The sequence below is a fragment of the Nocardioides marmoraquaticus genome (assembly GCF_054777915.1).
In genome coordinates, this window is the sequence record NZ_BAAHAA010000004.1 from 1 (window position 1) to 23,535 (window position 23,535).

Here is a 23,535-nt window from a genome sequence, read left to right on the forward strand (position 1 = left end):
CCGGTCGAGTTCGAGGACGAGCACTACCGGCACAGCCCCGCGCCCACTACCGTCAGCGCGTCACTTCAGAGCCTCTACTGAACCCGGCACGCGACAAAGCTCATCAGCCGGGGAGTTCTGACTCGCCGGCACAACGCCCGCGGCGACCGGGACCGCGGTGGCATTGTCAGTCGCACCGAGGTTGACCGGGTCGCTCTGGTCCGCGCCAAACGGGCAGCCGAGCTCAAGCTCGTGCGCACACAGCGGCAAGCCGCCCGACAGGCCGCCGCCACCGGCGGCAAAGTCGCCACCGCAGAGGGCGGTTGGGCCTGGGTGCCGCCTGACGAGGAGCATGACTGGATTGGCGTCGCGGAGGCGGCCGCGATCATTGGGGTCACCCCGCAGGCGATCACCTACCGCTGCCGAACCGGAACCATCCCCGCGACCAAGCTCGGCCCGAAGTGGTGGATTCAGGCCGAGCATGCGCGCATCGCTGCGAACGTACGTGCTACCAGCGGGCCGGAGGACATCGTGACAACGCGACCTCCCGACACCGACTGAATTGGTTGCGCGGCCCCTGCCGGCAGAAACGAACGAAAAAAGCCACGTAATTTGGGTGCTGTCCTTCCTAGTCAGGGAGATTGCCGTGTGCATCTGTCAGACGCGAGGCGCGCGGCGAACAGCGCTGCAGGAGTTCGGAGTGATGACGCGGGCGAAGAGCGCACTTCGGCTACGAGGGAATCACGACGCAGCGGACCGCTTGGCAGCCGCGACGGCACGGCTCTCCGCGCTTCGTGGAGATCAGGCCGTCTGCGGGTGTGCCACCGACCAGGACCAGCCCTAGTTTCGATGAACCGGACCGTCGTGGAGTTGCGGGCTTCTAGCGCAGCAAGGCCGTGATGCTGGAGCGAAGCACAACGCGAGCCTCAGCCTCAGACAGTCCGACCTCGCCTAGAAGCGAATCGATCGACTCGAGCTGACTCATGACCTGAATCGCGAGCGCTACCTGGCGCTGCCGAATCTCGTCGAGCTGGCTGAGTTCTGGTGAGAACTCTGCGCGCACTCCGCTGAGCAACTCCGCTTGCTGCTTCTGCATCTCTGTCCTGAGTCTCGGCATGCCCGCCGCGGCGAACCGTGCGACGTGAGCAAGCGCAGAAACCTTCTCCCGCCGCTCAAGGGCCCGACTCACATGGGCACCGATCCGGTGCTCGAGGGTTCGCGGCTCGGTAGGGGCAACTGCGTAAAGGTGGTCCCAGGTGCGTCTTTGGCGCCTCACCGCGGCGATTAGAAGTTCCTCCCGGTTCGGGAAGTAGCGGTACAGCGACCGTAGCGACAGGCCAGACCGGTTGCTCAGCTCCTCGGGACTGACGTCTACGAGTCCCTCAGCCGTGAGCGATTCGAGCGCGTCGAGCACATGGTCGATGTTTCGCTGCTTGCGCAGGTTGCGACCGTCCCGCGAGACCGTTGCTTGATCCACTACCGCAGGCTATGGGCTACGTTCAGTTGGGCGCGGCTCATCGACATCCCCCGCTCGATGTCCCGGCGCCGACGGAAGTCGCGGTGGCACCGGACTGCAGCACCATCCAAGCGGCACTCGCGTCAATCGGCTTCTGAGTAGTGCTCGGATTCCGCCGATCTGCCGCGGCGCCTGGGCTCCGTAGGCTTGGATCATGAGCGGCAAGACCGGCGGGCGACAAGCGGGCCGGCCCAAGCGTTCTGGTCTTGTCGTGTCATCGGAGGAGCTACAAGTTCGCGTCGACGCGGAACCGACGACCGAAGCGGCGCCGCTGGCGGATCATCCACCTGCCGACCGCTATCCCGAGCGGCTCATGCCGATCGCGGGCGTCGATGGACTGGCCGGGGCCGACTCAGTCGCTGACGACGCCGAAACGGCCGCGCTCCGAGCCCGCTACGAGCGCTTCTGCGCCATTCGCGAGGACATCCTGCTCGACTACGGCTACAACACGGCTCGCGCCTACTGGGGCGACCTCGACGACATCTTCCTCTGGTGCGAGCACCGCAGGTTCGACATGTTCGAGCTAAGTGATCGCCAGTTCCGGGATTACCTCGGCCTGCTAAGGCGCCGCAAGTACAGCGAGAGCACTATCCGACGACGAGGAACGGCCTTACGGAAGTTTAGGGCCGCCCTGCCCCGCGGCCGCCCCCTAGAAGGCACATGAGAGACACGCGTTCGTCTCCGGCGCCTACCAATTTCCAGTATCTGTGTGGCGAGCGGCGCGAACCCACGAGGCGTGTCACCCTATTCCTCGTCAGCCAGCTCCGCGGGCGCCCTACCCCACCTCGACATATGAGTCGGGGTCACACATCATGTCTCCCGCGACTGAAAGCAGCTCGACAACTTTCGCTAGTTTCGAGCGATCCCTCGAGTCGCTTAGAAAGCTGGAGGACGCATGAGTCATGGACGACAGTACGAAGACAGCACTTGTGAAAGTCCCTCCATCCTCAGCTTGGGTTGACCTCACTGGGACCTGCAGACTCGTTTGCCATCGATTCGTGTTTCGTTCGTCCATCCCTTCGCCAGCGTTCCCTAGTGACGGCTCCGTCAAGAACGGCCTCCCGGAACGGAAGGCCTGTGCTACCGCGTCCTTTGAGCCGTCAATCGGAATTGAGCTTGTCCGCATGGCCTCGTAATGTTTCCAGACTCCCACACTGGAGGCAAACAAACGCAATTCGCGTTCGCGGTGCGGCTCCCAACGAACCCATAATTCCAACTTCATTGTTTCGGACGTAGGCGCACCCAGAGTCTCCCGCACCAGCGGCAGCAGCGTCTCCGAAAGATACTCGTGCGAGGCAAATTGAGTGTCATCGCGCAGATCCGCATCGGACAGCCCGAACCCGTCCCACCACTCGCCGAGGCGAGAGTAGAAGGTGGATTCCAGCGGTGCCCCACCACTCTCTGGGCGGGGGCGAGCAAGGCCAACGATCAACTCTCGAAAGAACTGTGATATCTGGGAGTAAAAATCGACGAATACCGGTCGCAGCTTCAGCGATTCCAAGCGCGCCTGTATGAGACGCCGACGCTCCGACCACCCCGGGTCTACTTCCGCGGTCGAGCGAGGCTCAAGCGGAACGAGCACCCACCGGGGAAACCTATCGCTGTACTGCTTAGTCGCCTCAAGGGCTCGTATCAGGGGCGGGTCAGTGATACTAGCACCTACAATGACCATGGCTCGGGACCGCATCAGTGCGACAAGTGCACGTTGTGAATGCGGAGCTGTAACGAAATAGTCATTCTCGCTGACCACGGGGAACCGCTGAGAAACGGGCGAGCCAGTCGGATTACGTGGGATGTAGCCGTGTAGATGGATGCACGGCACGGCTCCAACGCAATCAATGCGATTCTGCACCCACGCGGCCCTCTTCGGCTTCCGGACCGACAGCGGATCGTCGCGAGTCGGAAACCACAACTCGGGCTGGGGCGGGAGTCGAGACTTCCTCTTCCCGGAACCGACCTCCGAACGCTCCCTGTTGGCGCGCACCAGGGCCTGAAACACGTAATCATCGTAGTTGGTGGTTACGACACAAGATGTCCGTTCACCGGTCTTCCCTGCAAGACTCCACGCAAACGCCGCGTCGGCAATGCTCGGAGCGAGATCGCCAGTTCTCCAGGTGGCAGGCGAGTAGAGCGACACACGAAGCTGGTCCACCATGCGCTGCCTGGTGTCGATGTTCGCGCTCGATTCCGAGATATCCGAGGCTTGATCTTGCAAAAAATGTGCGGCCGATGCAGCGAAGAGCGGCCCCTCGCTGCGGAGAAATTCTTCAACTGCTTCGGAGTTACTCACGTGTGGTCGCAGCAGCGCTTCAATTAGCGCAGACCACGTTAGACCCGAGCGGTCAATGGTGACACCTGCCCCGGCAAAGAACGCGACATGGGGCTGAGCCGCGATCTCTTGAATGTCGCGTAGTACCGACTCACGCCGAAAGAAGGGTTGCTGCTCGTCCATCGGGTCATTGTGCTCGATGAACTCATGACCGTCTAGGATGCAATTTAAGGTTCGGCGGATCGGTCCGTCTCGCGCGTTTCCACTCGATCCATTCGCCGGTTGATGCCGTCGGACGTCCTGGCCGACTTCGTCTTCGACAGATCGGCAGAGGACGCTGGCCACTTCTTGCGCTGTCGGAGTGCTTGCTGGCGTCGAGGCGCCGGCATCTTCGCCGCGGCTCTCACAGTGCTGTCCCTCTGAACCGCATCGTAAACCTCTTTCAACATGAGCCGACCGAAGGATCGAGGCCAAGGCTCGACCTCATTGCAACCGACTGGCAAGCCGCATCCATCGCGGCCCCCGCCAGGCTGATCATTCTCGGGTTCCCGGTCTAGTCTAGGTCTGTCTTCCATCCGTATGTCGGATTGTCCGCTTTTCCGGCTGGAAGTAAAGGCAATGTTGGTCGATTGCTCGATCGTACCCCTGTGAGATGGCGCTAAAATTACAACAATGTAAGAAGCGGGGCACGCATCTCGCGACTGCGTGTTGGATGATTGCCACGGCGCGGGCACCCTCGCTACTGCAGCCGCTATCAGGCTTACGCTTTGTGGCGTCTGACCTGCGTGTTCGACTCGTCTCACCGAGATCCGGCACCCGCCGGACGCTTACTGAGAGCGAGTGACCGTCATGAGCAGCATCCAGCCCCACCGTCCCAACTACGGGCACGGGTCTCGCGCCGGCCGCCAGGTCGCGCGCATCTCCGACCGCACTGACGTCGAGATTGCGTCCACCATGGCTGCCGCGGAGGTAGAGGCGGTCCACCTCGACGGCCTGCAGGCGGTTTCACGCCGCGCCATGCAGGGCGTCGCCCTCGTTAGCCAGCTCGAGCAGCAGCTTACACAACTGGTCCCGATGGCAACCAGTCGACTGCAAGCCATTGGGGACATGCACGCGCTGGCGTCCGCTCAGGTCGTCTCCGAAACGTCGCGGCGGCTGCGATGAGCGGCCTTGTCGTCGTTGTGCTGTGCAGTCTGGCCTTCTTGGCCGGTGCCGCGGCGGTCGTGGCCCTGGCCTGCTGGCTGAGTCGCTCGTACGACTTGAGCGAAGAGCAACGCCGCCGCGCTGCCGAACAGGAGTTGCAGCGGCTGGCTTTTGCGGCCATGGCCCAAATGCTCGCCGAGGCCCGGCAGCGCATCGGCTAGCGACTGTCACGGCCAAAGGATGGCGTTGCAAATTCCACAACGCGCCAGCGCGAAGCAAATTTCATTAAATAAACGTTAAATCCCCGGAGGTGACCCACCCCTGTTGGTGTCGCATCGCTCGTCGATTCGCACGACACATACATTGCAAACCTGCAAGTTTCTGTTTTAAGTATCTGCAAGCCCGAGCGACCCACCGCGCGATTCTAGCCGCGGCAGTGGAGCTGGCATCTCACTTCTGTGCGACCTCGTCGTCAGCACGGCAGTGCTCGCCATGCCCACGTGCGGTTCGCCATGCGGCAGAAAGGAGCTCTCAATGCCCGACACCATCACCGCAGCCAGCGCCCCGCTGGGAAGCTCGCTGCGCTACCGCGCCATCTTGGCTGACCCGCCGTGGGACATCGACCAAGGTGGTCCCCGTGGGGCCGCACGCCACTACCGCGTCATGAGCCTGCGGCGCATCAAGAACCTGCCGGTCCGTGACCTGGCGGCCGACAACGCCCATCTATGGCTCTGGGTCACCAACAACACCCTGCGACACGGCTACGACGTCGCCGAGGCCTGGGGCTTCACGGTCCGCTCTCCGCTGACCTGGGTGAAGTTCCGCATCGGCCTCGGGGCCTACCTGCGCAATAGCACCGAGCACCTGCTGTTCTGCACCCGCGGCCGCGCCCCCGTCAAGTTCCGCTCTCAGCCGACCTGGATGCAGGCACCGGTCCAGGACCACTCGCACAAGCCGGAGGAGCAGTACGCCCTCATCGAGCGCGTTAGCCCCGGCCCGTACCTCGAGCTGTTCGCCCGTCGCCGCCAGCCCGGCTGGGACGCCTGGGGCAACCAAGTGGAGTCCGACGTCGTCATCCCCGGCTACCCGGTGCCGAGCGACGCCCGGCGTCGTCGGCCCGCTGCGGAGGTGCCTCATGACTGACCGCCGCGCTTTCGATCTGCCCGGCCGGTTGTTCAACATCGCCTGCTTACTGCTGCTGTCAGCGTTGGCGATCAATCTGGCGGTGGCACTCATCCAGGACGTCTGGGTCTGGCTGGCCGTCGGCGCGGCCAGCGTCGGCGCCGGCTGGCTGCTCGTCCGCCTCGCAATCTGGTGGCAGCGGAGGCGGTTGTGGTGAACGCCCAGCGACCCACCACGCCGCCCGACGGCCACGAGCCCGACGACCATGCCGAGCTGGAACAACTTCAGGCGCAGTGGCCCACCGAGCGGCCCTCGAAGCGCCGCCAGCGGCGGGCCCAGCGCCGCAAGCGCGAGCGCGGACCCGTGACCGTGCGAGCCGTCCGCCGTGACAAGCCCGACCCGGAGCGCATGTCGCACGCCCTGCTGGCGGCCCGCCGCGGGCTGGCCGAGGCCCAGGCCGAAGCCGATGCCCGCCGCGAGCTCGCCTCTGACGATCAGCCAAGTCAGGACAGCGACGAGGAGTCGCGCTCATGACGCAACTCGTCTTCTGCCGCGTACACCCGCCCCGGCCGCTCGAGCCAGCCGCCTTGGAGGCGCTGATGGTCCGCCTGGCATCCGACCCGACGCACGCACCAGTGGTCTTCGAGGCCCGCAGCCGACCGGCTGGTCGTACGGCGGTCGGTCACCCGAGCGCCGTGCACTACTGGCTCGGTACGACGCCGGAGCATCTGCGCTGGCTGCGCCGCACCTGTCACGATCTACTACCGGGCCTGCTGGTCGAGCCGGAGCCAAGCGAGCGGCTACCGGTCAGCCACGCCGCCCGGGTGCGCGCCCGACCACGCAGCCTGGCGTTGGCCGTCGACCGGCCGACGAGCGTCGCGGCGGCGCTGCTGTCGGCCCTGAACCAGCGGCTGTCCGACGGCGAGCAGCTGGTGGTACAGATCGTGCTCGGTCCGCGGCGGACGCCCACGCACCGGCGTGATCCGGTGCCGGACCCGGCCCAGGCCTGGTGGTCACTGCTGCTCAGCGGCAACCGCGAAGCCAACGCCGATGTCCGCAAGCAGCACGAGCGGCGCATCGGGCAGGCCGGTATGGCCGCCTGCCTTCGCCTCGGCGTCAGCGCCTCAACGCGTGAGCGCAGGCGACGGCTGCTGACCGGCCTGCTCGGCGGGCTGTCGACCGCCAAAGCGCCCGGTACCTACCTGCGACTGACACCTGAACCCATCCGACGACTCAACCGCGCCAGTCGGCCGCTGCTGTGGGAGTTCGTACCGGCCGCCGCCGAACTAGTTGGGCTGCTGGCCTGGCCGCTGGGCGACGCCGACCTGCCCGGCCTGCCACCGATGCACCCACGTCGCATGCCGCCCTCGCCGGCGCTCATCCGCCAGCACCGGACGTACGCTCCCGAGCGGGTCATTGGGATGAGCACTGCCGCGGGACCGCGGGTGACCATCGGGGTGCGGCCACGCGACGCCCTGCACCACCTGGTGGCGCTCGGCCCGACCGGCTCCGGCAAGTCGACGGCGCTGCTGCACCTCATCGGCGCGGACATCGCCGCTGGCCGCCCGGTGCTAGTCATCGATCCCAAGCGGCAACTCATCGACGACGTCGTAGCCCGAGCGGTGCCCGCCGAGCGCATCGACGACGTCGTGCTGCTCGACCCGGATGAGCAGCGGGTCGTTGGCTTCAACCCGCTCGACGTCGGCAGCCGTGACCCGGACGTCGTTGTGGACGGGCTGCTGGCTGTGTTCGCAGCTGTCTTCGCCGACGGTTGGGGTCCCCGGACGCAGGACATCCTGCACTCCGGGCTTCTCACGCTGGCCCGCGTTGGAGCCACACGCGCTCGCCGCGGTGAGCCGCCGTTCACGCTGCTCGATCTGCCGCGCCTGTTCACCGACCGGGCCTTTCGCCACTCGGTGGTGGGGCACGTCGCGGACGATCCCGGCCTGGGCCAGTTCTGGGCCTGGTACGAGGCGCAGACATCGCCCGCCCAAGCTGCCGCGCTGGCCGCGCCGCTCAACAAGTTGCGCCAGTACCTGCTGCGCCCCAGCCTGCGCCGCATCCTCGGCCAACCCCAGCCACCGCTGCGCGTCCGCGATCTGTTCCGCGACCGCAAGGTCGTGCTCGTCCCCTTGAACGAAGGCCTCATCGGCCCGATCACCGCTCGGCTGCTTGGCGGGCTGCTGTTGGCCGAGGCCTGGTCGGCGACGCTTGAGCGGGCCGGTGAGCGCCAACCGGAACGCCGCCCCGCCAGCATCTACGTCGACGAGGTGCACAACTATCTGGCCACCCCAACGAGCATCGAGGCGGCGCTGGCCGCCAGTCGCTCGCTCGGTGTCGCCTGGCACGTCGCCCACCAGTTCCGAGCCCAACTACCGCCCGGCATGCGCGCCGCCGTCGACTCCAACGCCCGCAACAAGCTGATCTTCCGCCCGCTCGACCCGCGCGACGCCGCCGCAGCAGCCCAACAGGCACCGGGCCTGGAGGCGCTCGACTTCATGACTCTCGGCCAGTTCGAGGCCTACGCCACGCTCGTCGTCGACGGCGCCTCGCAGCCGTGGGTGTCACTACGGACGCAGGCCCCACCGCCAGAGACCGGTCTGGCCGACGTCATCCGGGCTCGCTCTCGTGAGCGCTACGGCGAGCCAACCATCACTACGACCGGCGCACCCACCCCCGCCGACGCACCCCCCAGGACGCCGATCGGCCGCAAGCGCAAAGGCGACTCGGTATGACCACTCGTAACCGCCAGATCCCGCAGCACGACCGCCGCAGCGCAGATCCTGACGCCCCACTCCCTGCGCTCCCCGGCATCACCAGCCCAACCGGAGTCCGGCCCGTCCCGCCGGGAGCGCACCGTGGCCATCCCGACGCCGCGATGGCGACCCACCCCAGCACCGCGAGCGCCCTGCCGACCTGCCCGGACCACCGTGCTTATGGGTGTTCTTCATTCGTTCTTCGTTGTCGCACCGCCCGACGCTTCGTGTCGCCCACGATTACCTGTTCACCCAGGTCAACCCTGGTTCGCTGCCCCGTCTGGGATGGGACTGACCCCGCACTGCGGGGTACCAGCGCCGCCGGGTGCGCACGCGGCACGGGCGTCGGAGTGACGCAATGAGACCAAGTTCCGTCCTGCGTCTCCGCGAGCAGCTGTCACCGCGCGATCACGACATCTTGCGCAGCCTGCAGCGCTTCCGTCTGCTCACCACCCGCCATCTGCAGTGGCTGCACTTCGCCGGCCACGAGACCGAGCTGGCGGCTGCGCGCACCTGCACCAGGGTGCTGCGGCGGTTGGAAGCCCACGGGTTGCTCAACCCGCTCGAGCGGCGCATCGGCGGCGTCCGACGTGGCTCGACCGCCATCGTCTGGCAGCTCGGCGCCACCGGTGAGAACTACCTGCGCTCGCTCGATGGCACCCCGCGCCGTAAGCGCTACCTCGAACCTGGTGGCCAGTTCGTCCATCACACGTTGGCGGTCAACGACGTCGCCATTCGGCTATTGGCAAGCACGGTCGGGCGCAGCGATGTCCAGATCGAGACACTCGACACCGAGCCCGGTAACTGGCGCCGCTTCACCGGCATCGGCGGCGAAGCCGTCTACCTGCGGCCGGACCTACGGGTGGTCACCATCAGCGAGGACGACGACGGCGCCTTCGAGGAACACGCCTTCCTCGAGATCGACCTCGGTACCGAGCATCTGCCGCGTATCCAGACCAAGTGCCGGGTCTACGCCGCGTACGCAGCCAGCGGCGCCTACCAGGCCCGTCACGGCCTGTTCCCGACCGTGGTCTGGCTCTGCCCCGACCCGACCCGCCGCGCCCGCCTGCGGGCCGCTGTGGCCGCCACAGCGGGCCTCCTGGACGGCACCTTCCAGGTCCGCAGTCCGGAGAGCTACTTGCGGGAGACCCTCCGTGCCTAAGCACCAGCCCGCGACCCCAAGGGGCGCCAAATATCACCAGGGACTAGCGCAAATCCGACTGGACTTTTGCACCAATCGGAGCGTCAATATTTGCAGGGAGCGCGGCCCGCCGCGCTTTAGCCTGCCCAAACTAGCAACCATTACAGAAAGGAGGCACATCGCCTATGGAATCAAAACCCGAAGAAAATCAGACCGCAGCGACGGTCGAACCGACGTCGACCCAGTCGACTACCGAGAAACAAGAACTCAAAACTATCGCCGTTCGCGTCGAGGAAGGTCTGCACGCCCAGTTGCAGTTCATCGCGCAGCTAACTGGCAATAGCCTGACCGACGAAGTTCGGGCTGGCATCGAACAGCGCATCGCCAGTGCTCAGGAAGACCCAGCAATCATCGCCAAGGCCCAGGAGGCCCGGGAGCGCATCGAGCGTCAGGCAGCACTGCGCAGCGCGGCCATCGCCGGCTTCATCGGCCTGACCGCAACCGAGGAACAGGCGCCGAGTACTACCAAGGTCCGTCGCAGCCCACGCAGCGACAAGGGAAGCGCCTGAGCCCATGGCGACGTCCACGCCGCAGGCCGCGCTCTACGCCCGCATGGAGCGGGCTGACGCTAGCGCGCGGGCCGGTATCGACCTGCAACTGAGCGTCTGCGCTCTAGCTGCCCGCCAGCGCGGTCTGGAAGTTGTCGACCGCGTAACTGACCTGGCGGCCAGCGGACGTCATCTGCTGCGTCCGGGCATGCAGCACCTGCTGTCGTCGATCATGGAGCGTCGCATCGACGCTGTAGTCGTCACTGGCGTCGCCCAGTTGACCTACCGAGCCGCCGACTGGCGCTTCATCGAGGACTTGTTCGACCGGTCCGGCGTCTGCTTGTTCACCGTGTTGCCGTCACAGCCGCACGGTTCACGCCGGGGCGCATCATGACGATCCGTCATGCCGCGAGCGACCGGATGAACTATGAACCCGGTGACGGGCGAGCTCTACACAGCCGAGTCCGTCTGCGCCCAGTCGTCCGGCACGGCCGCGATCAGCCGCTCGTAGCTAGCAAGGGCCTGCGCTCCGCCGCGCTCGCCCGCCGAGAACATTCGCGTGCATCCGGCGACCGTCGCCCAGACCACGGCTTCGAGTTCCTTGATGTCAGCGGCGGCAGCAGTCGCCGGAACCCAATAGCGCAGCGCTTCGGCTAGCGAAGCCGCCAGCAGCAGATTGGTCTGCACGGCAACCGGGAGTTGCGCGAAGTCGCGTTGCGTCATTGCTATCAATTCTGACGCATCTGAAACACAAGTCAAGGCTAGAAAAGTCAAGGAGGAACCCCATGAACAAATTACTCACACCATTGCCCACTTCCGGGCAGGTAAAGGCGTTGATCTATCTGCGGGTGTCGACCGCCCGTCAGGCGACCAAGAACGGCGAGGCCGAGGGTTACTCGATTCCAGCGCAGCGCGAGGCATGCAGGCGCAAGGCTGTCGAGCTCGGCGCCACCGTTATCGACGAGTACATCGACGCCGGCGCCTCTGCCAGGTCCGCCGACCGGCGCAGCCTGCAGGCCATGCTCGAACGGGTTCAGGCAGGCGACATCGCCTACGTCATCGTCCACAAGGTCGACCGGCTCGCCCGCTCACGCATCGACGACGCCCAGATCGCCACCGTCTTCCACCTCGCTGGCACAACGCTGGTGTCGGTCAGCGAGCAGATCGACAACAGCCCGTCGGGCGCCCTCCTGCACGGGATCATGGCGACGATCGCCGAGCACTACTCAAACAATCTGTCCTACGAAGCTAAGAAGGGCATGGCCGAGAAGGTGCGCCGCGGCGGCACCAACGGTGTGGCACCGCTGGGCTACCTCAACGTCACCAAGCGCGTCGACGGCATCGAGGTCAGAACAATTGAACTCGACCCCGACCGTGCCAGCAACGTGCGTTGGGCCTACAAGCAGTACGCCACGGGAAACTGGTCGATCAACGCGCTCTGCGAAGCGCTCGACGAGCGCGGCTTCCGTACTCGCACCACGCGGAAGATCGTCGGCAAGCCGCTGTCTCGGGCACAGCTGCACCGCATGCTGACGAATCCGTACTACAAGGGTCAGCTGGTCTTCAACGGGATGATCTACCCCGGTGGCCACGAGCCCCTAGTCAGCGACGTGCTGTGGCAGGAGGTACAGGACGTTCTGAGCGGCCGGCGCATCGCCGGTGATCGCTCGTGGCGTCATACGCACTACTTAAAGGGCGCCCTCAAGTGCGGCCGCTGCAAGGGGCGCATCGGGTTTGCGACGTCCCGCGGCAAGGGCGGGAGCTACGAGTACTTCTTCTGCATCGATCGCCACACCGGTCGCAGTGCTTGCGATCTACCGTACTTGCCCGTCGAGGAGGTGGAGGTTGAGGTCGCTCGTCAGTGGATCGCGGTCCGCTTCAGCGACGAACAGATCGTGGAGTTCAGCCAGCGCGCCCGCAACGACCTGCACCGCTCGACTGAGGCGGGCAGCCGTCTCATCGCCGACCAACGCCGCCGCGTCGCCGACCTGGAGCGGCAGCAACAGAAGCTGATGGACGCCTTTCTGGCTGACGCCATGTCAGTCCAGGTCTTGAAGGCACGACAGATCGAGGTTGAGTCGCAACTCGCCGACGCACATCGGCTGCTCGCGAGCGCGCAGACAAGCGGCGAGGCAGTCAGCGCTCGCCTCGAGCAGGTACTCGACCTTCTACGACACGCCGAGGCGCTCTACGCGACCGTCGACGACGACGCTCGCAAGCTGCTCAATCACGCGGTCTTTGAGACCTTCCTGGTTGACCGCAAGCAGGAGGACGGTCAGACCACCATCCTGGCCAGGGCGCCGTTGACCCCACTTGTGGAGGCCGTGATCGCGGGGCCTAGCGACGACGGCGGCCCTGAAACAGCAGGAACCCCCGGGGACCTTGCGGTCGCCGGGGGTTCCAACCTGACTCATTTGGCGGTGGCGGAGGGATTTGAACCCTCGGTGGGCTTGCACCCACAAACGCTTTCGAGGCGTTCTCCTTAGGCCGCTCGGACACGCCACCGCGGAGGAATGTACCGGACCACCGGCCTCGCGCGGAAAACGGGAGTCGTGTGCCTGAGCGGGCGCCCTGGCGCCCCGTGGGGCTCACGACTCGGGGCGGTGGGTGGCGAAGAACGCGTCGAGCTGGGCGGTGGCCTCGTCGGCCAGCACGCCGCCGACCACTTCGGGACGGTGGTTGAGCCGGCGGTCGCGCACGACGTCCCACAGCGAGCCCGCCGCGCCGGCGCGGTCGTCGTACGCCGCGAACACCACGCGGTCGACGCGCGACAGCACGGCGGCGCCGGCGCACATGGTGCAGGGCTCGAGGGTGACGACGAGGGTGCAGCCGCTCAGCCGCCACTCACCGACCGTGCGGGCGGCGGCGCGCAGCGCCACCACCTCGGCGTGGGCGGTGGGGTCGCCGTCGCGCTCACGGGCGTTGGCGCCCTGCCCGATCACGCCCCCTCCGGGTCCGACCACGACGGCACCGACCGGGACGTCGCCCCACGACGCGGCTTGCGCGGCCAGCCGCAGGGCGGCACGGACGGGCTCCTCCCAGGTGCCGGCCGGGCTCACTCCTCGTCGTCCCCGGGCTCGTCCTCGAGCTCCTCGTCGTCGTCCTCGTCATCGAGGTCCTCGAGCTCGTCGTCGTCGAGCACGTCGAGGTCGTCGTCGGGGTCGAGGTCGTCGAGCGCGTCGTCGGTGTCGGCCTCGGAGTCGTCGTCGTCCTCGTCGCCGTCGAGGGCGTCCTCCAGCTCGTCGGCGAAGCCGAGCTCGTCGGCGACGCCGACCAGCAGGTCGTCGGGGTGCGACTCGTCGTCGACCAGGGCCGCGAGGTCGTCGGCGGACAGCCCGAGGTCGACGAGCAGCCCGAGGTCACCGGCGGCCTCGGGCTCGTCGTCGTCGCCGACCTCGAGCCCGAGTCGCTCGGCGACGGAGCGGGCGAGGCTCCACTCGGTCGCGGCGGTCAGGTCGGAGAGGACCAGCCGGACGGGGTCACCGGGGCGCGCGATGACGGCGAAGTCCTCGCCCACCGACAGCAGCGCGACGGCCGAGGCGGCGTACGCCTGCAGCTCGCGCTCGAGCGCCGCCACGTCGAGCAGCGCCCGGTCGGGCAGGTCGTCGAGCCGCCAGCGGCCGCGGACGCGATGGGCGACGACGGCCAGCTCGACCTCGTCGAGCTCGTCGACGTCCTCGGACTCGGTCACCGCCACCGTCGGCTCCTCCCGCGTGCGGGCAGGCCGTCGCGGCCGCCCACCAGATGGTGACAGAACGGGACGGGGCTCCACCACCGCGAATCCGGCCCCGAGGAGCGGGCGCGCCGGTCGTTACGGTGCTCCCATGCGCCTGCACGTCGTGGACCACCCGCTCGTCTCCCACAAGCTGACCGCGCTCCGCGACCAGCGGACCGCGTCGCCGGAGTTCCGCCGGCTGACCGACGAGCTGGTGACGCTGCTGGCCTACGAGGCGACCCGCGACGTCCGCGTCGAGCCGAGCACGATCAGCACCCCGGTGACCGAGACGGTGGGCGTCACGCTGAGCCGACCGCGCCCCCTCGTCGTCCCGATCCTCCGCGCCGGGCTCGGCATGCTCGACGGGATGATGCGGCTCGTGCCGACCGCCGAGGTCGGGTTCCTCGGCATGGTGCGCAACGAGGAGACGCTCGAGGCCTCGACGTACGCCGAGCGGCTCCCGGCCGACCTGTCGGGCCGGCAGTGCTACGTGCTCGACCCGATGCTCGCCACCGGCGGCACCCTGGCGGCCGCGATCCGCTTCCTGACCGACCGCGGGGCCGACCACATCACCTGCATCTGCCTGCTCGTCGCCCCCGAGGGCGTGGCCAACCTCGAGGCCGACCTCGACGGCGTCGACGTGCCGATCACCTTCGTCACCGCCGCCCAGGACGAGCGGCTCAACGACAAGGGCTACATCGTGCCGGGCCTGGGCGACGCCGGCGACCGGCTCTACGGCCTGGCGCAGTAGGCGTCGCGGCCCTTCGTGGCTCGCTCCGCTCGCACCTCAGGGACCGGGGGCCTGCTCGACCACGCAGGACATCACGCCCCCTGAGGAGCCCGCGAGGGTCGTGCGGGCGTCACGAAGGGCGGCCCTTCGTGGCTCGCTCCGCTCGCACCTCAGGGAGCGGGGGCACCTCCGCTCGCACCTCAGGGACCGGAGGCCTGCTCGACCACGCAGGACATCACGCCCCCTGAGGAGCCCGCGAGGAACGAGCGGGCGTCACGAAGGGCGGCCCTACGTGGCTCGCTCCGCTCGCACCTCAGGGACCGGCGGCCCGCTCGAACAGCCGGGGCGCCCCGCCCCCTGAGGAGCCCGCGAGGGACGAGCGGGCGTCACGAAGGGCGGCCCTTCGTGGCTCGCTCCGCTCGCACCTCAGGGACCGGAGGCGTGCTCGACCAGCCCAGGGTCGGCTACAGGGCCTTGACGGCGTTGAGGAGCTTGCTCATGGAGTCCTTGGCGTCGCCGAAGAGCAGGGTGGTGTTGTCCTCGAAGAGCAGCTCGTTCTCGATGCCGGCGAAGCCGGGGCGCATGGAGCGCTTCATGAAGACGACCTGCTTGGCCTCGTCGGCGTTGAGGATCGGCATGCCGTAGATGGGGGCGCCCGGGGTGGTCTTGGCGGCGGGGTTGACGACGTCGTTGGCGCCGACGACGAGCACGACGTCGGCGTCCTTGAAGTCGCCGTTGATCTCGTCCATCTCCTTGAGCTGCTCGTAGGGCACCTGGGCCTCGGCGAGCAGGACGTTCATGTGGCCGGGCATGCGGCCGGCGACCGGGTGGATGGCGTAGTCGACCTCGGTGCCGCGCTCGCCGAGCACGTCGACGAGCTCGCGAAGCGTGTGCTGGGCCTGGGCGACGGCCAGGCCGTAGCCGGGGACGATGATGACGCGGTCGGCGTAGCCGAGCATGATGCCGACGTCGTCGGGGCCGGCGGACTTGACCGGGCGGTCGCTGGCGACGCCGGCGCCGAGGGTGGAGCCGCCCTTGAGCGCTCCGAACAGGATGTTGGCGACCGAGCGACCCATCGCCGTTGCCATGAGCATGGTCAGGAAGGTGCCGGAGGCTCCGACGAGCGTGCCGGCGACCAGCAGCACCACGTTGTCGAGCACGTAGCCGCCCGCCGCGACCGTGAGGCCGGTGAAGGCGTTGAGCAGCGAGATGACGATCGGCACGTCGGCGCCACCCACCGGGAGCACCAGCAGCACGCCGAAGGCGATCCCGACGAGGGCCAGCACGATGCCGATCCACAGCGCCGGGCCGAGGGTGAGCTGGGTGGCCAGGCCGACGCCGGCGACCAGGGCGACGCCGAAGACCAGCGAGAGCCCGGGGAAGACCACCGGGGCCGAGCTCATCAGCTCCTGCAGCTTGGCGAAGGTGATGACCGAGCCCGCGAACGACACCGATCCGACGAAGACGGTGAACGCGGTCGCCAGCAGCACGAACCAGCCGTGGTCGACCCCGGGTTGCAGCAGCTCCTCGAGCTCGAGCAGCGCGACGAGCGCGGCGGCGCCACCGCCGACGCCGTTGAACAGCGCCACCATCTGCGGCATCTGGGTCATCTGCACGCGACGGGCGCCCACGACGCCGACCAGGGTGCCGACCACGATCGCGCCCAGGATCAGCCCGACGTGGTCGAGGTCGAGGTAGAAGAACGGGACGGCGCAGGCCACCACGGCCGCTGCGGCGGCGACGAGGTTGCCGGTGCGTGCGGTCTTGGGGCCGGAGAGGCCCTTGAGGGCGAGGATGAAGCAGATGGCGCAGGCGAGGTAGACCAGCTGCACCCAGGTCGGCGGCGCGATCACCGGGCGTCTCCCGTCTTGGCGGCGGCGGGCTTCTTGCGCCGGGTGAACATCTGCAGCATCCGGTCGGTCACCACGAAGCCACCGACCATGTTGATCGCTGCGAGCACGACCGCCACGAGGCCGACCGTCACGGCGACCGCCGAGTCGGACGTGCCGGTCACGAGGATCGCGCCGAGCAGGATGATGCCGTGGATGGCGTTGGCGCCGGACATCAGCGGCGTGTGCAGGGTCGAGGAGACCTTGGCGATCACCTCGACGCCGACGAACACGCTGAGCACGAAGATCGTCAACCAGACGACGGCGTCGTTCACTGCTGCTCCCTCTCCTGGTCGAAGACCTGCTGGTCGTCGTCGGCCGTGGGCTCGAGACCCGGGCCCGGGTCGGGCTGCGGATCGACGGGGGGCGGGACCTCCGTCGGGCCCTCGAGCGCCTCGCGGGTCGGCTGGTGGTGGATCGCCCCGGCGTGGGTGACGCAGGACCCGGCGACGACCTCGTCGTCGAAGTCGGGGTCATAGGTGCCGTCGCGGGTCATCAACGTCAGCAGGTTGAGGACGTTCTGGGCGTAGAGGCGCGAAGCCGGCTCGGGCATGTCGGCGGGCACGTTGGACCCGCCCCACACCTGGGCGTGGCCCACGCGGACGACCTTGCCGGGCACCGAGCCCTCGACGTTGCCACCCGTCTCGGCGGCGAGGTCGACCACCACGGAGCCCGGCCCCATGGCCTCGACCATCGCGCGGGTGACCAGGCGGGGCGCGGTGCGGCCGGGGACGGCGGCGGTGGTGATCAGCGCGTCGGCCGAGGCGACGTACGGCGCGAGCGCCTCCATCTGGCGGGCGGCGCGGTCGTCGGACATCTCGCGGGCGTAGCCGCCGGTGCCCTCGAGGGTCTCGAGCTGCAGGTCGATGGACTTGGCGCCGACCGAGCGGATCTCCTCCGCGGCAGCGGCCCGGACGTCGTAGGCCTGCACGACGGCCCCGAGGCGCTTGGCCGTCGCGATGGCCTGCAGGCCGGCGACACCGGCCCCGAGCACGACGACCTGGGCCGGCTGGACCGTGCCGGCGGCGGTCATGTTGAGCGGGAGGAAGCGGCGCAGCAGCCCGGCCGCCACCACGGCGCAGCGGTAGCCCGCGACCAGGGCCTGCGACGACAGCGCGTCCATCGACTGCGCCCGGCTGATGCGCGGCACCAGCTCCATCGCGAAGCTGGTGGCGCCCGCGTCGCGCAGCGCGAGCACCGTGTCGTGGGCGGTGGAGACGGGCAGGAAGCAGATCGTGCTCGCGCCGGGTCGCAGCACGCGGATGCGGTCGAGGTCGAGCGGGTTGACGCCGACCACCAGGTCGGCGCCCGGGACGGGGTCGTCGACGAGCGTCGCGCCCGCCTCGACGTACGCCGCGTCGGAGAAGCCCGCGAGACCACCCGCGTCGGGCTCGACGCCGACCTCGTAGCCGAGGGCCGTCAGCTTGCCGACCAGCTCGGGGACCAGGGCGACCCGGGTCTCGCCGGGTCGGGTCTCTCGGACGACGGCCAGCCTCACGCGGCGCTCCTCACCTCGGGTCCAACTGTGCCGCTGACCCTAGGGGACCGCGCCGACACAGCCGGGATCTGTGACGGGCGTCTCGTGGAGGTGTCGGGAAAGTGCCGGGACGCCCGCGTGGAAAACTCGCGCCCACCTGTCACGCCCAGGGGGGTCCGCGGCGTCAGAGGGGTGTGGAGATGCTGAGGACCAGGGCCGGGCTCGTGCCGCCGGCGGTCGTGCACGGACGGCCGCGGTCGTTCGAGGAGCTGGTCGAGCACACCGGGCGCCAGCTGCACCGCACCGCCCTGCTGCTGTGCGGCGGTGACCACCACGCGGCCGAGGACCTGCTGCAGACCACCTACGCCAAGGTCTTCGCGAGCTGGCGACGCGTACGCCGCAGCGACGAGCCGGCGGCGTACTGCCGCACCGTCCTCACCCGCACCTGGATCTCCGAGCGGCGGTTGCGCCGCTCCGGCGAGCGCCCGAGCGAGCAGGTCGGCGACCTCGCCGACGCCTCGCCAGATCCAGGCACCGGCGACCCCACCGAGCGGCTCGACCTGCTGGCCGCGCTCCAGCGCCTCGGGAGCGACGACCGCGCGGTGCTGGTGCTCCGCTTCTACGAGGACCTCAGCGTCACGCAGACCGCCGCTCTCCTGCGGGTCACCGAGGCGGCCGTGCGCAAGCGCTCGCAACGCGCCCTCGCCCGGCTGCGCCTGCTGCTGCCCGACCAGATCGACACCACCTCACGCCCGGAGGACGACCGATGAGCACCGACCTGACCGACCTGATGCACCGCGCCACCGACGGCCACGACCCCGACCTGACCAGGCTGGCCCACGAGGCCCGTCGTCGCGGCCTCGGCATCCGTCGCCGGCGCCAGGCCCTCGGCCTGGTCGGCGCGGCCGCGGCGACGGCACTGGTGCTCGGCGGCACCCAGGTCGCCGGCGACACGCTGCGTGACCAGGCCCCGTCGGCGTCCGGCACGCCGTACGCCCAGTCCGACCGGGTGCGCGCCGACGGTCGCACCACCGCGGCGGCGCTGCAGGCGGCGCTGCAGGACCTCTCACCGGGCGAGGCGCGAGACGTGCAGGGCGGCGGGACAGGTGCCGACCCGGGCTCCTCGGGCGCCGGCACGGTCGCGAGCCTCCGGTGGACCCCCTCGTCGGGTGCGGACCCGACGCGGGTCGAGGTGCACGTGCGGCCCACGGTGGAGGCCTCCCGGGAGTGCGGGTTCCGCGTCGGCGACAGCTCGTGCGAACTCGGGACGAGGAGCGACGGATCGCGGATCGAGCGTCTCCGCGTGGTCGCGCCGACCGAGGCGCGCGGGAGCATGGTGCTCGTCCAACGCACCGACGGCACCGAGGTCGTGGTGTCGTCACTCGCCGAGACCGCGACCGCCGCACCGCTCGGGTGGGCCGAGCTCGAGGCGATCGCCGCCGATCCGGCTTTCGGCCCGCTGATGGACGACGGCTGGACCGACCCCGCGCTCCTGCCGGCCGACTACCGCGACCTGGGCAGGCAGATGGACGGCACCGGCGCCTTCGCGCCCGACGGCCACCGCAGCCTGCAGGACCTCGCCGACGAGCTAGCCCAGACCGACGCCCAGGACTGATCCGACCGCCCAGGTGACCGCCATGGCGAGCACGCCGCCGCCCACCACCCGCAGCACCGCGCGACGTACGTCGGCCCCACCGGCGCGGGCGCTGAGCCAGCCGGTCAGGCCGAGCGCGACGGCGACCGCGACGAAGGTGACCGGGACCCGCCACGGCGCCGCGAGGGCCAGCACCGTGACCAGCGGCAGCAGCGCGCCGAGGGTGAACGACAGCATCGAGGCCCAAGCGGCCTGCCAGGGGCTCACGAGCTCGTCGGGGTCGATGCCGAGCTCGACGTCGAGGTGGGCGCGCAGGGCGTCGCTGTGCGTCAGCTCGGCCGCGACCCGGCCGGCGAGGCCGGGCGAGAGGCCCTTGTCGACGTAGAGCTGCGTCAGCTCGGCGAGCTCCTCCTCCGGCTCCTCGACGAGCTCGCGCCGCTCCTTGTCGACCAGGGCCTGCTCGGTGTCGCGCTGGGTGCTGACCGAGACGTACTCGCCCACGGCCATGCTCAGCGCGCCGGCCACCAGCCCGGCGAGGCCGGCCACGGCGATCGCCGAGCGGTCGGTGGTCGCCCCCGCGACACCGACGACGAGGCCCGAGACCGAGACGATGCCGTCGTTGGCCCCGAGCACGGCCGCGCGCAGCGCGTTGAGCCGGCTGTGGGTGCCGGTGTCGTGGGGCTCGTCGGTGTGCAGGGCGGGCGCGGGTGTCGTGCTCACCCGTCCAGGGTGCCGACACGCCGTCTGACCTGCAACGAAGGCCAGGCTGCCCTGCGCCCGGCAGGAGCGGGTGGTTGACCGGTGGCGGCCGAGGGTGTGGTGTGAGCCGGTCGGGAGCCGCTCGGGGTCCCCTGCCGGCCGGGAGGCCACTCGTGCGCTCGCTCACCGCCCGTCCCCGCCGCGCCCTCGCCGGCCTCGTCGGACTGACCCTCGGACTGACGCTGCTGGTCGCCCCGGCCACGGCGACGACCGCCGCACGCGGCGACCGCGTGCCGTCCGACCAGCCGCTGCCCGGCTACACCGTCGACAACCCGCCGCTCGCGCCGCTGACGGTGCGCGGTCGCAGCACCCGGGTGTTCTAGGGGGTGCACCAGCACGCGGCGTACGACGTGGAGGTGCCGGCCCGCTGGAACGGCGAGCTGGTGATGTGGGCGCACGGCTTCCGCGGCGACACCCGCGCGCTCACCGTCGACCCGCCCGACTACGGCCTGCGGCGGCGGCTGCTGGAGCAGGGGTACGCGTGGGCGGCCTCGAGCTACGCCCGCAACGACTACGACGTGCGCACCGGCGTGCAGACCACCCGCGGCCTGGCCGTGCGCGCCGGGAGGCTGCCCGGCCGGACCCCGGAGCGGACCTACGTCGCCGGGGTGTCGATGGGCGGGCACGTCATCGGCCGCAGCCTCGAGCAGTACCCCGGCTTCTACGACGGCGCGCTGCCGATGTGCGGCGTGATGGGCGACCAGCGCCTCTTCGACTACTTCCTCGGCTACAACCTCGTCGCGCAGGACCTCGCCGACGTGGCGGCGTACCCGCCGCCGGCCGACTACCTGCAGGACGAGGTGCCGCGGATCCAGCGCACCCTCGGCCTGCTGGCGACGACCCCGCAGCAGCCGGCGATCGGCGACCCGCGCGGCGAGCAGCTGCGGGCGGTCACGACCGGGCTCAGCGGCGGTCGGCGGCCGGGCTCCGCCCGGGCGTTCGCCTACTGGAAGGACTTCCTCTTCTCCGTCTACAGCCCCGACAACGGCGGGTCGCTCGCGCAGAACCCGGGTCGGGTGGCCTCCAACGTGGGCGTCGAGTACTCCCCCGCCGCCCCGGTCGACGTCGACGCCTCCGTGCGGCGCGTCGCGGCGACCGACGACTTCTCCCGCACCACCCGGTCGCTGACGCAGGTGCCGCGGATCGAGGGCCGCCCGCAGGTGCCCACGCTCACCCTCCACGGGCTCGGCGACCTCTTCGTGCCGTTCTCGATGGAGCAGGACTACCTCCGCGACGTCCGCAGGCAGGGCCAGGCCCGGCTCCTGGTGCAGCGCGCGGTCCGCGCGGCCGGCCACTGCGAGTTCACCGACCGCGAGGCCGGCCGGGCCTGGGACGACCTGGTGCGCTGGGTCGAGCGCGGCCCGCGCGCGCGGCCGGCAGGCAACCGGGTGCTGGCGCGCCGGGCCGTGGCGCGGCCGTCGTACGGCTGCCGATTCACCGACCCCTCGGCGTACGGCGAGCCCGCCCGCTACCCGACGCGAGGGCTCTACGCCCGCTGCTGAAGCAGCGAGTCGACCCAGCGCGGCACGGTCTCGGTCGCCGGACCCGCCAGGGTCTGGTGGAAGTCGCTGACGCGCGGCGGGGCGAGGTTGAGCTCGACGGTGCGGGCGCCGACGGCGAGGGCGTAGTGCACGAACGCCGCGGCCGGGTAGACCTCGCCCGAGGTGCCGACCGCGGCGAACACCTCGCAGTCGAGCAGCGCCGCCTCGACCTCCTCCATGCCGTGGGGCACCTCGCCGAACCAGACGACGTCGGGCCGCAGCGCCGGTACGCCGCACGAGGGGCACCGCGGGTGGTCGGCGAGGGTGCCGTCCCAGTCGTGGCGGGCGTCGCACGCCATGCACCAGGCGGCGCGCAGCCGGCCGTGCATGTGGTGCACCCGCCGCGAGCCGCCACGCTCGTGGAGGTCGTCGACGTTCTGCGTGACGAGGTGCAGGTCGTCGCCGAGCGTCTCCTCCAGCCGGGCCAGCGCGCGGTGCGCGGCGTTGGGCTGCGCCCGCAGCAACCCGGCGCGTCGCTCGTCGTAGAAGCGCTGCACCAGGTCGGGGTCGGCGTCGAAGGCCTCGAGCGTCGCGACCGCCATCGGGTCGTGGCCCTCCCACAGCCCGTCGGCGTCGCGGAAGGTCGCGAGCCCGCTCTCCGCCGAGATCCCGGCCCCGGTCAGCACCACCACGCGCACGGGACGATCCTGCCGCACCGTCAGCGCAGCAGGGGCGGGTGGAGCGTCGTCGCGCGCCCGGCACGGAAGAGCCGGGCCGGCCGCCCGCCGTCGCGGGTCGTCGTCGCCTCGGTGGGCTCGACGAAGCCGGCGGTGCCGGTGACCTTGCGGTGGAAGTTGCGGGCGTCGAGCCGGGTGCCCCAGACGACCTCGTAGACCCGGCGCAGCTCGGCCACGGTGAACTCGCGGGCGCAGAAGGCCGCGGCGAGCGGGGTGTACTCCAGCTTGGCCCGCGCCCGCTCCACCCCGTCGGCCAGGATCCGGTCGTGGTCGAAGGCCAGGCCACCCGTCCCCAGCAGCCGGTCGACGGCCTGCCACTCGGCCTCCGCGGCGTCGGTGCCGGCCTGCGGGGTCGGCAGGTCGGGGGCCAGCGCCAGGTGGGCGACGGTCACCGTGCGCATCCGCGGGTCGCGAGCCGGAGCGCCGTACGACGCCAGCTGCTCGAGGTGCACCTGACCCCGCGTCAGCCCGGTCTCCTCCTCGAGCTCGCGCGCCGCCGCCTCGGCGAGGTCCTCGTCGGGGCGCAGGAAACCGCCCGGTAGCGCCCACTCCCCGGCGTACGGCGCCTCCCCCCGCCGCACGGTGAGCACCTCCAGCCCGTCGTCGCGCACGGTGAGCACGACGAGGTCGACGGTGACGGCGACGGGCGGGTGGGTCTCGCTCATGCCGTGAGCCTACC

Annotated in this window: 28 protein-coding genes, 1 tRNA gene and 1 pseudogene; 17 read left to right on the forward strand and 13 right to left on the reverse strand. The window is 69.6% G+C overall.

All coding sequences use genetic code 11. The features are described from left to right. The first annotated feature begins 231 nt into the window (after window positions 1-231). A complete protein-coding gene (locus ACYU8I_RS03965; RefSeq protein ID WP_460837692.1) occupies window positions 232-540 on the forward strand; it encodes a helix-turn-helix domain-containing protein in 309 nt (102 codons plus the stop codon). Window positions 541-859: 319 nt separating this feature from the next. Here ACYU8I_RS03965 and ACYU8I_RS03970 read toward each other — a convergent pair whose 3' ends face one another. Then, window positions 860-1,456: a TetR/AcrR family transcriptional regulator gene (locus tag ACYU8I_RS03970; protein WP_460837694.1), complete on the reverse strand. Its 597-nt coding sequence runs from the start codon at window positions 1,454-1,456 to the stop codon at window positions 860-862. Window positions 1,457-1,649: 193 nt separating this feature from the next. On the opposite strand from ACYU8I_RS03970, the gene ACYU8I_RS03975 reads away from it, so the two are divergent. After that, a complete protein-coding gene (locus ACYU8I_RS03975; RefSeq protein WP_460837697.1) occupies window positions 1,650-2,159 on the forward strand; it encodes a site-specific integrase in 510 nt (169 codons plus the stop codon). Between the two features lie 111 nt (window positions 2,160-2,270). Here the strand turns inward: ACYU8I_RS03975 and ACYU8I_RS03980 are convergent, their stop codons facing one another. After that, the gene (locus ACYU8I_RS03980) at window positions 2,271-3,947 is read right to left on the reverse strand and encodes an SIR2 family protein (protein WP_460837698.1); all 1,677 of its coding nucleotides are present in this window, start codon (window positions 3,945-3,947) and stop codon (window positions 2,271-2,273) included. A 666-nt stretch (window positions 3,948-4,613) separates the two neighbouring features. Here ACYU8I_RS03980 and ACYU8I_RS03985 point away from each other — a divergent pair. From ACYU8I_RS03985 to ACYU8I_RS04025, 9 genes are all read left to right on the forward strand, one after another. Further along, entirely contained in the window at window positions 4,614-4,928 is a 315-nt protein-coding gene (locus tag ACYU8I_RS03985; protein ID WP_460837701.1) for a hypothetical protein, read from the forward strand. Next, a complete protein-coding gene (locus ACYU8I_RS03990; RefSeq protein ID WP_460837703.1) occupies window positions 4,925-5,128 on the forward strand; it encodes a hypothetical protein in 204 nt (67 codons plus the stop codon). Before ACYU8I_RS03985 ends, ACYU8I_RS03990 begins: the two co-directional genes overlap by 4 nt. Window positions 5,129-5,441: 313 nt before the next feature. Further along, window positions 5,442-6,050, forward strand: coding sequence for an MT-A70 family methyltransferase (locus ACYU8I_RS03995; RefSeq protein WP_460837704.1), 609 nt, complete (start codon window positions 5,442-5,444; stop codon window positions 6,048-6,050). Next, window positions 6,043-6,246 carry a hypothetical protein gene (locus ACYU8I_RS04000; RefSeq protein WP_460837706.1) on the forward strand — a complete coding sequence of 68 codons (204 nt, stop codon included), beginning with the start codon at window positions 6,043-6,045 and terminating at the stop codon, window positions 6,244-6,246. The genes ACYU8I_RS03995 and ACYU8I_RS04000 overlap by 8 nt, the downstream gene beginning before the upstream one ends. Continuing rightward, window positions 6,243-6,563: a hypothetical protein gene (locus tag ACYU8I_RS04005; RefSeq protein WP_460837708.1), complete on the forward strand. Its 321-nt coding sequence runs from the start codon at window positions 6,243-6,245 to the stop codon at window positions 6,561-6,563. The genes ACYU8I_RS04000 and ACYU8I_RS04005 overlap by 4 nt, the downstream gene beginning before the upstream one ends. Beyond that, entirely contained in the window at window positions 6,560-8,764 is a 2,205-nt protein-coding gene (locus ACYU8I_RS04010; protein WP_460837709.1) for a type IV secretory system conjugative DNA transfer family protein, read from the forward strand. Before ACYU8I_RS04005 ends, ACYU8I_RS04010 begins: the two co-directional genes overlap by 4 nt. Before the next feature lie 439 nt (window positions 8,765-9,203). Continuing rightward, window positions 9,204-9,947 carry a replication-relaxation family protein gene (locus tag ACYU8I_RS04015; protein WP_460837710.1) on the forward strand — a complete coding sequence of 248 codons (744 nt, stop codon included), beginning with the start codon at window positions 9,204-9,206 and terminating at the stop codon, window positions 9,945-9,947. A gap of 164 nt (window positions 9,948-10,111) precedes the next feature. Beyond that, window positions 10,112-10,495, forward strand: a complete 384-nt coding sequence (locus tag ACYU8I_RS04020; RefSeq protein ID WP_460837713.1) for a hypothetical protein — start codon at window positions 10,112-10,114, stop codon at window positions 10,493-10,495. A gap of 4 nt (window positions 10,496-10,499) precedes the next feature. Continuing rightward, window positions 10,500-10,868: a recombinase family protein gene (locus ACYU8I_RS04025; RefSeq protein WP_460837714.1), complete on the forward strand. Its 369-nt coding sequence runs from the start codon at window positions 10,500-10,502 to the stop codon at window positions 10,866-10,868. Between the two features lie 56 nt (window positions 10,869-10,924). On the opposite strand, the gene ACYU8I_RS04030 is transcribed toward ACYU8I_RS04025, so the two are convergent. Further along, window positions 10,925-11,197: a hypothetical protein gene (locus ACYU8I_RS04030; protein ID WP_460837717.1), complete on the reverse strand. Its 273-nt coding sequence runs from the start codon at window positions 11,195-11,197 to the stop codon at window positions 10,925-10,927. Window positions 11,198-11,259: 62 nt separating this feature from the next. On the opposite strand from ACYU8I_RS04030, the pseudogene ACYU8I_RS04035 reads away from it, so the two are divergent. After that, a pseudogene (locus tag ACYU8I_RS04035) lies at window positions 11,260-12,276 on the forward strand (recombinase family protein); the annotation flags it as partial. 12 nt (window positions 12,277-12,288) lie between these two features. Here the strand turns inward: ACYU8I_RS04035 and ACYU8I_RS04040 are convergent. The 4 genes from ACYU8I_RS04040 to ACYU8I_RS04055 form a co-directional block, all read right to left on the reverse strand. Next, window positions 12,289-12,477, reverse strand: coding sequence for a hypothetical protein (locus tag ACYU8I_RS04040; protein ID WP_460837720.1), 189 nt, complete (start codon window positions 12,475-12,477; stop codon window positions 12,289-12,291). A gap of 412 nt (window positions 12,478-12,889) precedes the next feature. Beyond that, window positions 12,890-12,979 (reverse strand) — tRNA-Ser (locus tag ACYU8I_RS04045). Between the two features lie 83 nt (window positions 12,980-13,062). Then, entirely contained in the window at window positions 13,063-13,533 is a 471-nt protein-coding gene (gene tadA / locus ACYU8I_RS04050) for a tRNA adenosine(34) deaminase TadA (RefSeq protein ID WP_460837722.1), read from the reverse strand. After that, window positions 13,530-14,171 (reverse strand): tRNA adenosine deaminase-associated protein, encoded by a 642-nt coding sequence (locus ACYU8I_RS04055; protein WP_460837724.1) that lies wholly within the window; start codon window positions 14,169-14,171, stop codon window positions 13,530-13,532. The genes tadA and ACYU8I_RS04055 overlap by 4 nt, the downstream gene beginning before the upstream one ends. A 127-nt stretch (window positions 14,172-14,298) precedes the next feature. On the opposite strand from ACYU8I_RS04055, the gene upp reads away from it, so the two are divergent. Continuing rightward, window positions 14,299-14,940 (forward strand): uracil phosphoribosyltransferase, encoded by a 642-nt coding sequence (gene upp, locus ACYU8I_RS04060; RefSeq protein WP_460837726.1) that lies wholly within the window; start codon window positions 14,299-14,301, stop codon window positions 14,938-14,940. A 443-nt stretch (window positions 14,941-15,383) separates the two neighbouring features. On the opposite strand, the gene ACYU8I_RS04065 is transcribed toward upp, so the two are convergent. Genes ACYU8I_RS04065 through ACYU8I_RS04075 form a run of 3 tightly spaced genes read right to left on the reverse strand, consistent with a single transcriptional unit; the run spans window position 15,384 to window position 18,306 of the window. Beyond that, on the reverse strand, window positions 15,384-16,772 hold the full coding sequence (locus ACYU8I_RS04065; protein WP_460837728.1) for an NAD(P)(+) transhydrogenase (Re/Si-specific) subunit beta: 1,389 nt from the start codon (window positions 16,770-16,772) through the stop codon (window positions 15,384-15,386). Next, a complete protein-coding gene (locus tag ACYU8I_RS04070) occupies window positions 16,769-17,083 on the reverse strand; it encodes an NAD(P) transhydrogenase subunit alpha part 2 (RefSeq protein WP_460837731.1) in 315 nt (104 codons plus the stop codon). Before ACYU8I_RS04070 ends, ACYU8I_RS04065 begins: the two co-directional genes overlap by 4 nt. Further along, window positions 17,080-18,306 carry an NAD(P) transhydrogenase subunit alpha gene (locus ACYU8I_RS04075; protein WP_460837733.1) on the reverse strand — a complete coding sequence of 409 codons (1,227 nt, stop codon included), beginning with the start codon at window positions 18,304-18,306 and terminating at the stop codon, window positions 17,080-17,082. Before ACYU8I_RS04075 ends, ACYU8I_RS04070 begins: the two co-directional genes overlap by 4 nt. Window positions 18,307-18,485: 179 nt before the next feature. Between ACYU8I_RS04075 and ACYU8I_RS04080 the strand changes: the two genes are divergently transcribed. Both ACYU8I_RS04080 and ACYU8I_RS04085 read left to right on the forward strand, forming a co-directional pair. Then, window positions 18,486-19,055, forward strand: coding sequence for a SigE family RNA polymerase sigma factor (locus tag ACYU8I_RS04080; protein WP_460837737.1), 570 nt, complete (start codon window positions 18,486-18,488; stop codon window positions 19,053-19,055). Continuing rightward, window positions 19,052-19,900 carry a hypothetical protein gene (locus ACYU8I_RS04085; RefSeq protein ID WP_460837740.1) on the forward strand — a complete coding sequence of 283 codons (849 nt, stop codon included), beginning with the start codon at window positions 19,052-19,054 and terminating at the stop codon, window positions 19,898-19,900. The genes ACYU8I_RS04080 and ACYU8I_RS04085 overlap by 4 nt, the downstream gene beginning before the upstream one ends. Here ACYU8I_RS04085 and ACYU8I_RS04090 read toward each other — a convergent pair. Further along, the gene (locus tag ACYU8I_RS04090; protein ID WP_460838094.1) at window positions 19,874-20,644 is read right to left on the reverse strand and encodes a VIT1/CCC1 transporter family protein; all 771 of its coding nucleotides are present in this window, start codon (window positions 20,642-20,644) and stop codon (window positions 19,874-19,876) included. The genes ACYU8I_RS04085 and ACYU8I_RS04090 overlap by 27 nt on opposite strands. Before the next feature lie 107 nt (window positions 20,645-20,751). Here ACYU8I_RS04090 and ACYU8I_RS04095 point away from each other — a divergent pair, with 107 nt between their 5' ends. After that, window positions 20,752-20,961: a hypothetical protein gene (locus ACYU8I_RS04095; RefSeq protein ID WP_460837743.1), complete on the forward strand. Its 210-nt coding sequence runs from the start codon at window positions 20,752-20,754 to the stop codon at window positions 20,959-20,961. Window positions 20,962-20,964: 3 nt separating this feature from the next. Next, window positions 20,965-22,140: a hypothetical protein gene (locus ACYU8I_RS04100; RefSeq protein ID WP_460837745.1), complete on the forward strand. Its 1,176-nt coding sequence runs from the start codon at window positions 20,965-20,967 to the stop codon at window positions 22,138-22,140. On the opposite strand, the gene ACYU8I_RS04105 is transcribed toward ACYU8I_RS04100, so the two are convergent. Beyond that, entirely contained in the window at window positions 22,125-22,817 is a 693-nt protein-coding gene (locus ACYU8I_RS04105; protein ID WP_460837747.1) for an NAD-dependent deacylase, read from the reverse strand. The two genes, ACYU8I_RS04100 and ACYU8I_RS04105, sit on opposite strands and share 16 nt — an antisense overlap. 20 nt (window positions 22,818-22,837) lie before the next feature. Next, window positions 22,838-23,521 (reverse strand): NUDIX hydrolase, encoded by a 684-nt coding sequence (locus ACYU8I_RS04110; RefSeq protein WP_460837749.1) that lies wholly within the window; start codon window positions 23,519-23,521, stop codon window positions 22,838-22,840. Window positions 23,522-23,535 lie beyond the last annotated feature (14 nt).

Bases quoted from the DNA above. Each gene is read 5' to 3' on its own strand.
- ACYU8I_RS03975 (WP_460837697.1), top strand. From the start codon at position 1,650: ATGAGCGGCAAGACCGGCGGGCGACAAGCGGGCCGGCCCAAGCGTTCT.
- ACYU8I_RS04020 (WP_460837713.1), top strand. From the start codon at position 10,112: ATGGAATCAAAACCCGAAGAAAATCAGACCGCAGCGACGGTCGAACCG.
- ACYU8I_RS04000 (WP_460837706.1), top strand. From the start codon at position 6,043: ATGACTGACCGCCGCGCTTTCGATCTGCCCGGCCGGTTGTTCAACATC.
- ACYU8I_RS03985 (WP_460837701.1), top strand. From the start codon at position 4,614: ATGAGCAGCATCCAGCCCCACCGTCCCAACTACGGGCACGGGTCTCGC.
- ACYU8I_RS04080 (WP_460837737.1), top strand. From the start codon at position 18,486: ATGCTGAGGACCAGGGCCGGGCTCGTGCCGCCGGCGGTCGTGCACGGA.
- ACYU8I_RS04085 (WP_460837740.1), top strand. From the start codon at position 19,052: ATGAGCACCGACCTGACCGACCTGATGCACCGCGCCACCGACGGCCAC.
- ACYU8I_RS04025 (WP_460837714.1), top strand. From the start codon at position 10,500: ATGGCGACGTCCACGCCGCAGGCCGCGCTCTACGCCCGCATGGAGCGG.
- ACYU8I_RS03980 (WP_460837698.1), bottom strand. From the start codon at position 3,947: ATGGACGAGCAGCAACCCTTCTTTCGGCGTGAGTCGGTACTACGCGAC.
- ACYU8I_RS04010 (WP_460837709.1), top strand. From the start codon at position 6,560: ATGACGCAACTCGTCTTCTGCCGCGTACACCCGCCCCGGCCGCTCGAG.
- ACYU8I_RS04030 (WP_460837717.1), bottom strand. From the start codon at position 11,197: ATGACGCAACGCGACTTCGCGCAACTCCCGGTTGCCGTGCAGACCAAT.
- upp (WP_460837726.1), top strand. From the start codon at position 14,299: ATGCGCCTGCACGTCGTGGACCACCCGCTCGTCTCCCACAAGCTGACC.
- ACYU8I_RS03990 (WP_460837703.1), top strand. From the start codon at position 4,925: ATGAGCGGCCTTGTCGTCGTTGTGCTGTGCAGTCTGGCCTTCTTGGCC.
- ACYU8I_RS04110 (WP_460837749.1), bottom strand. From the start codon at position 23,521: ATGAGCGAGACCCACCCGCCCGTCGCCGTCACCGTCGACCTCGTCGTG.
- ACYU8I_RS03995 (WP_460837704.1), top strand. From the start codon at position 5,442: ATGCCCGACACCATCACCGCAGCCAGCGCCCCGCTGGGAAGCTCGCTG.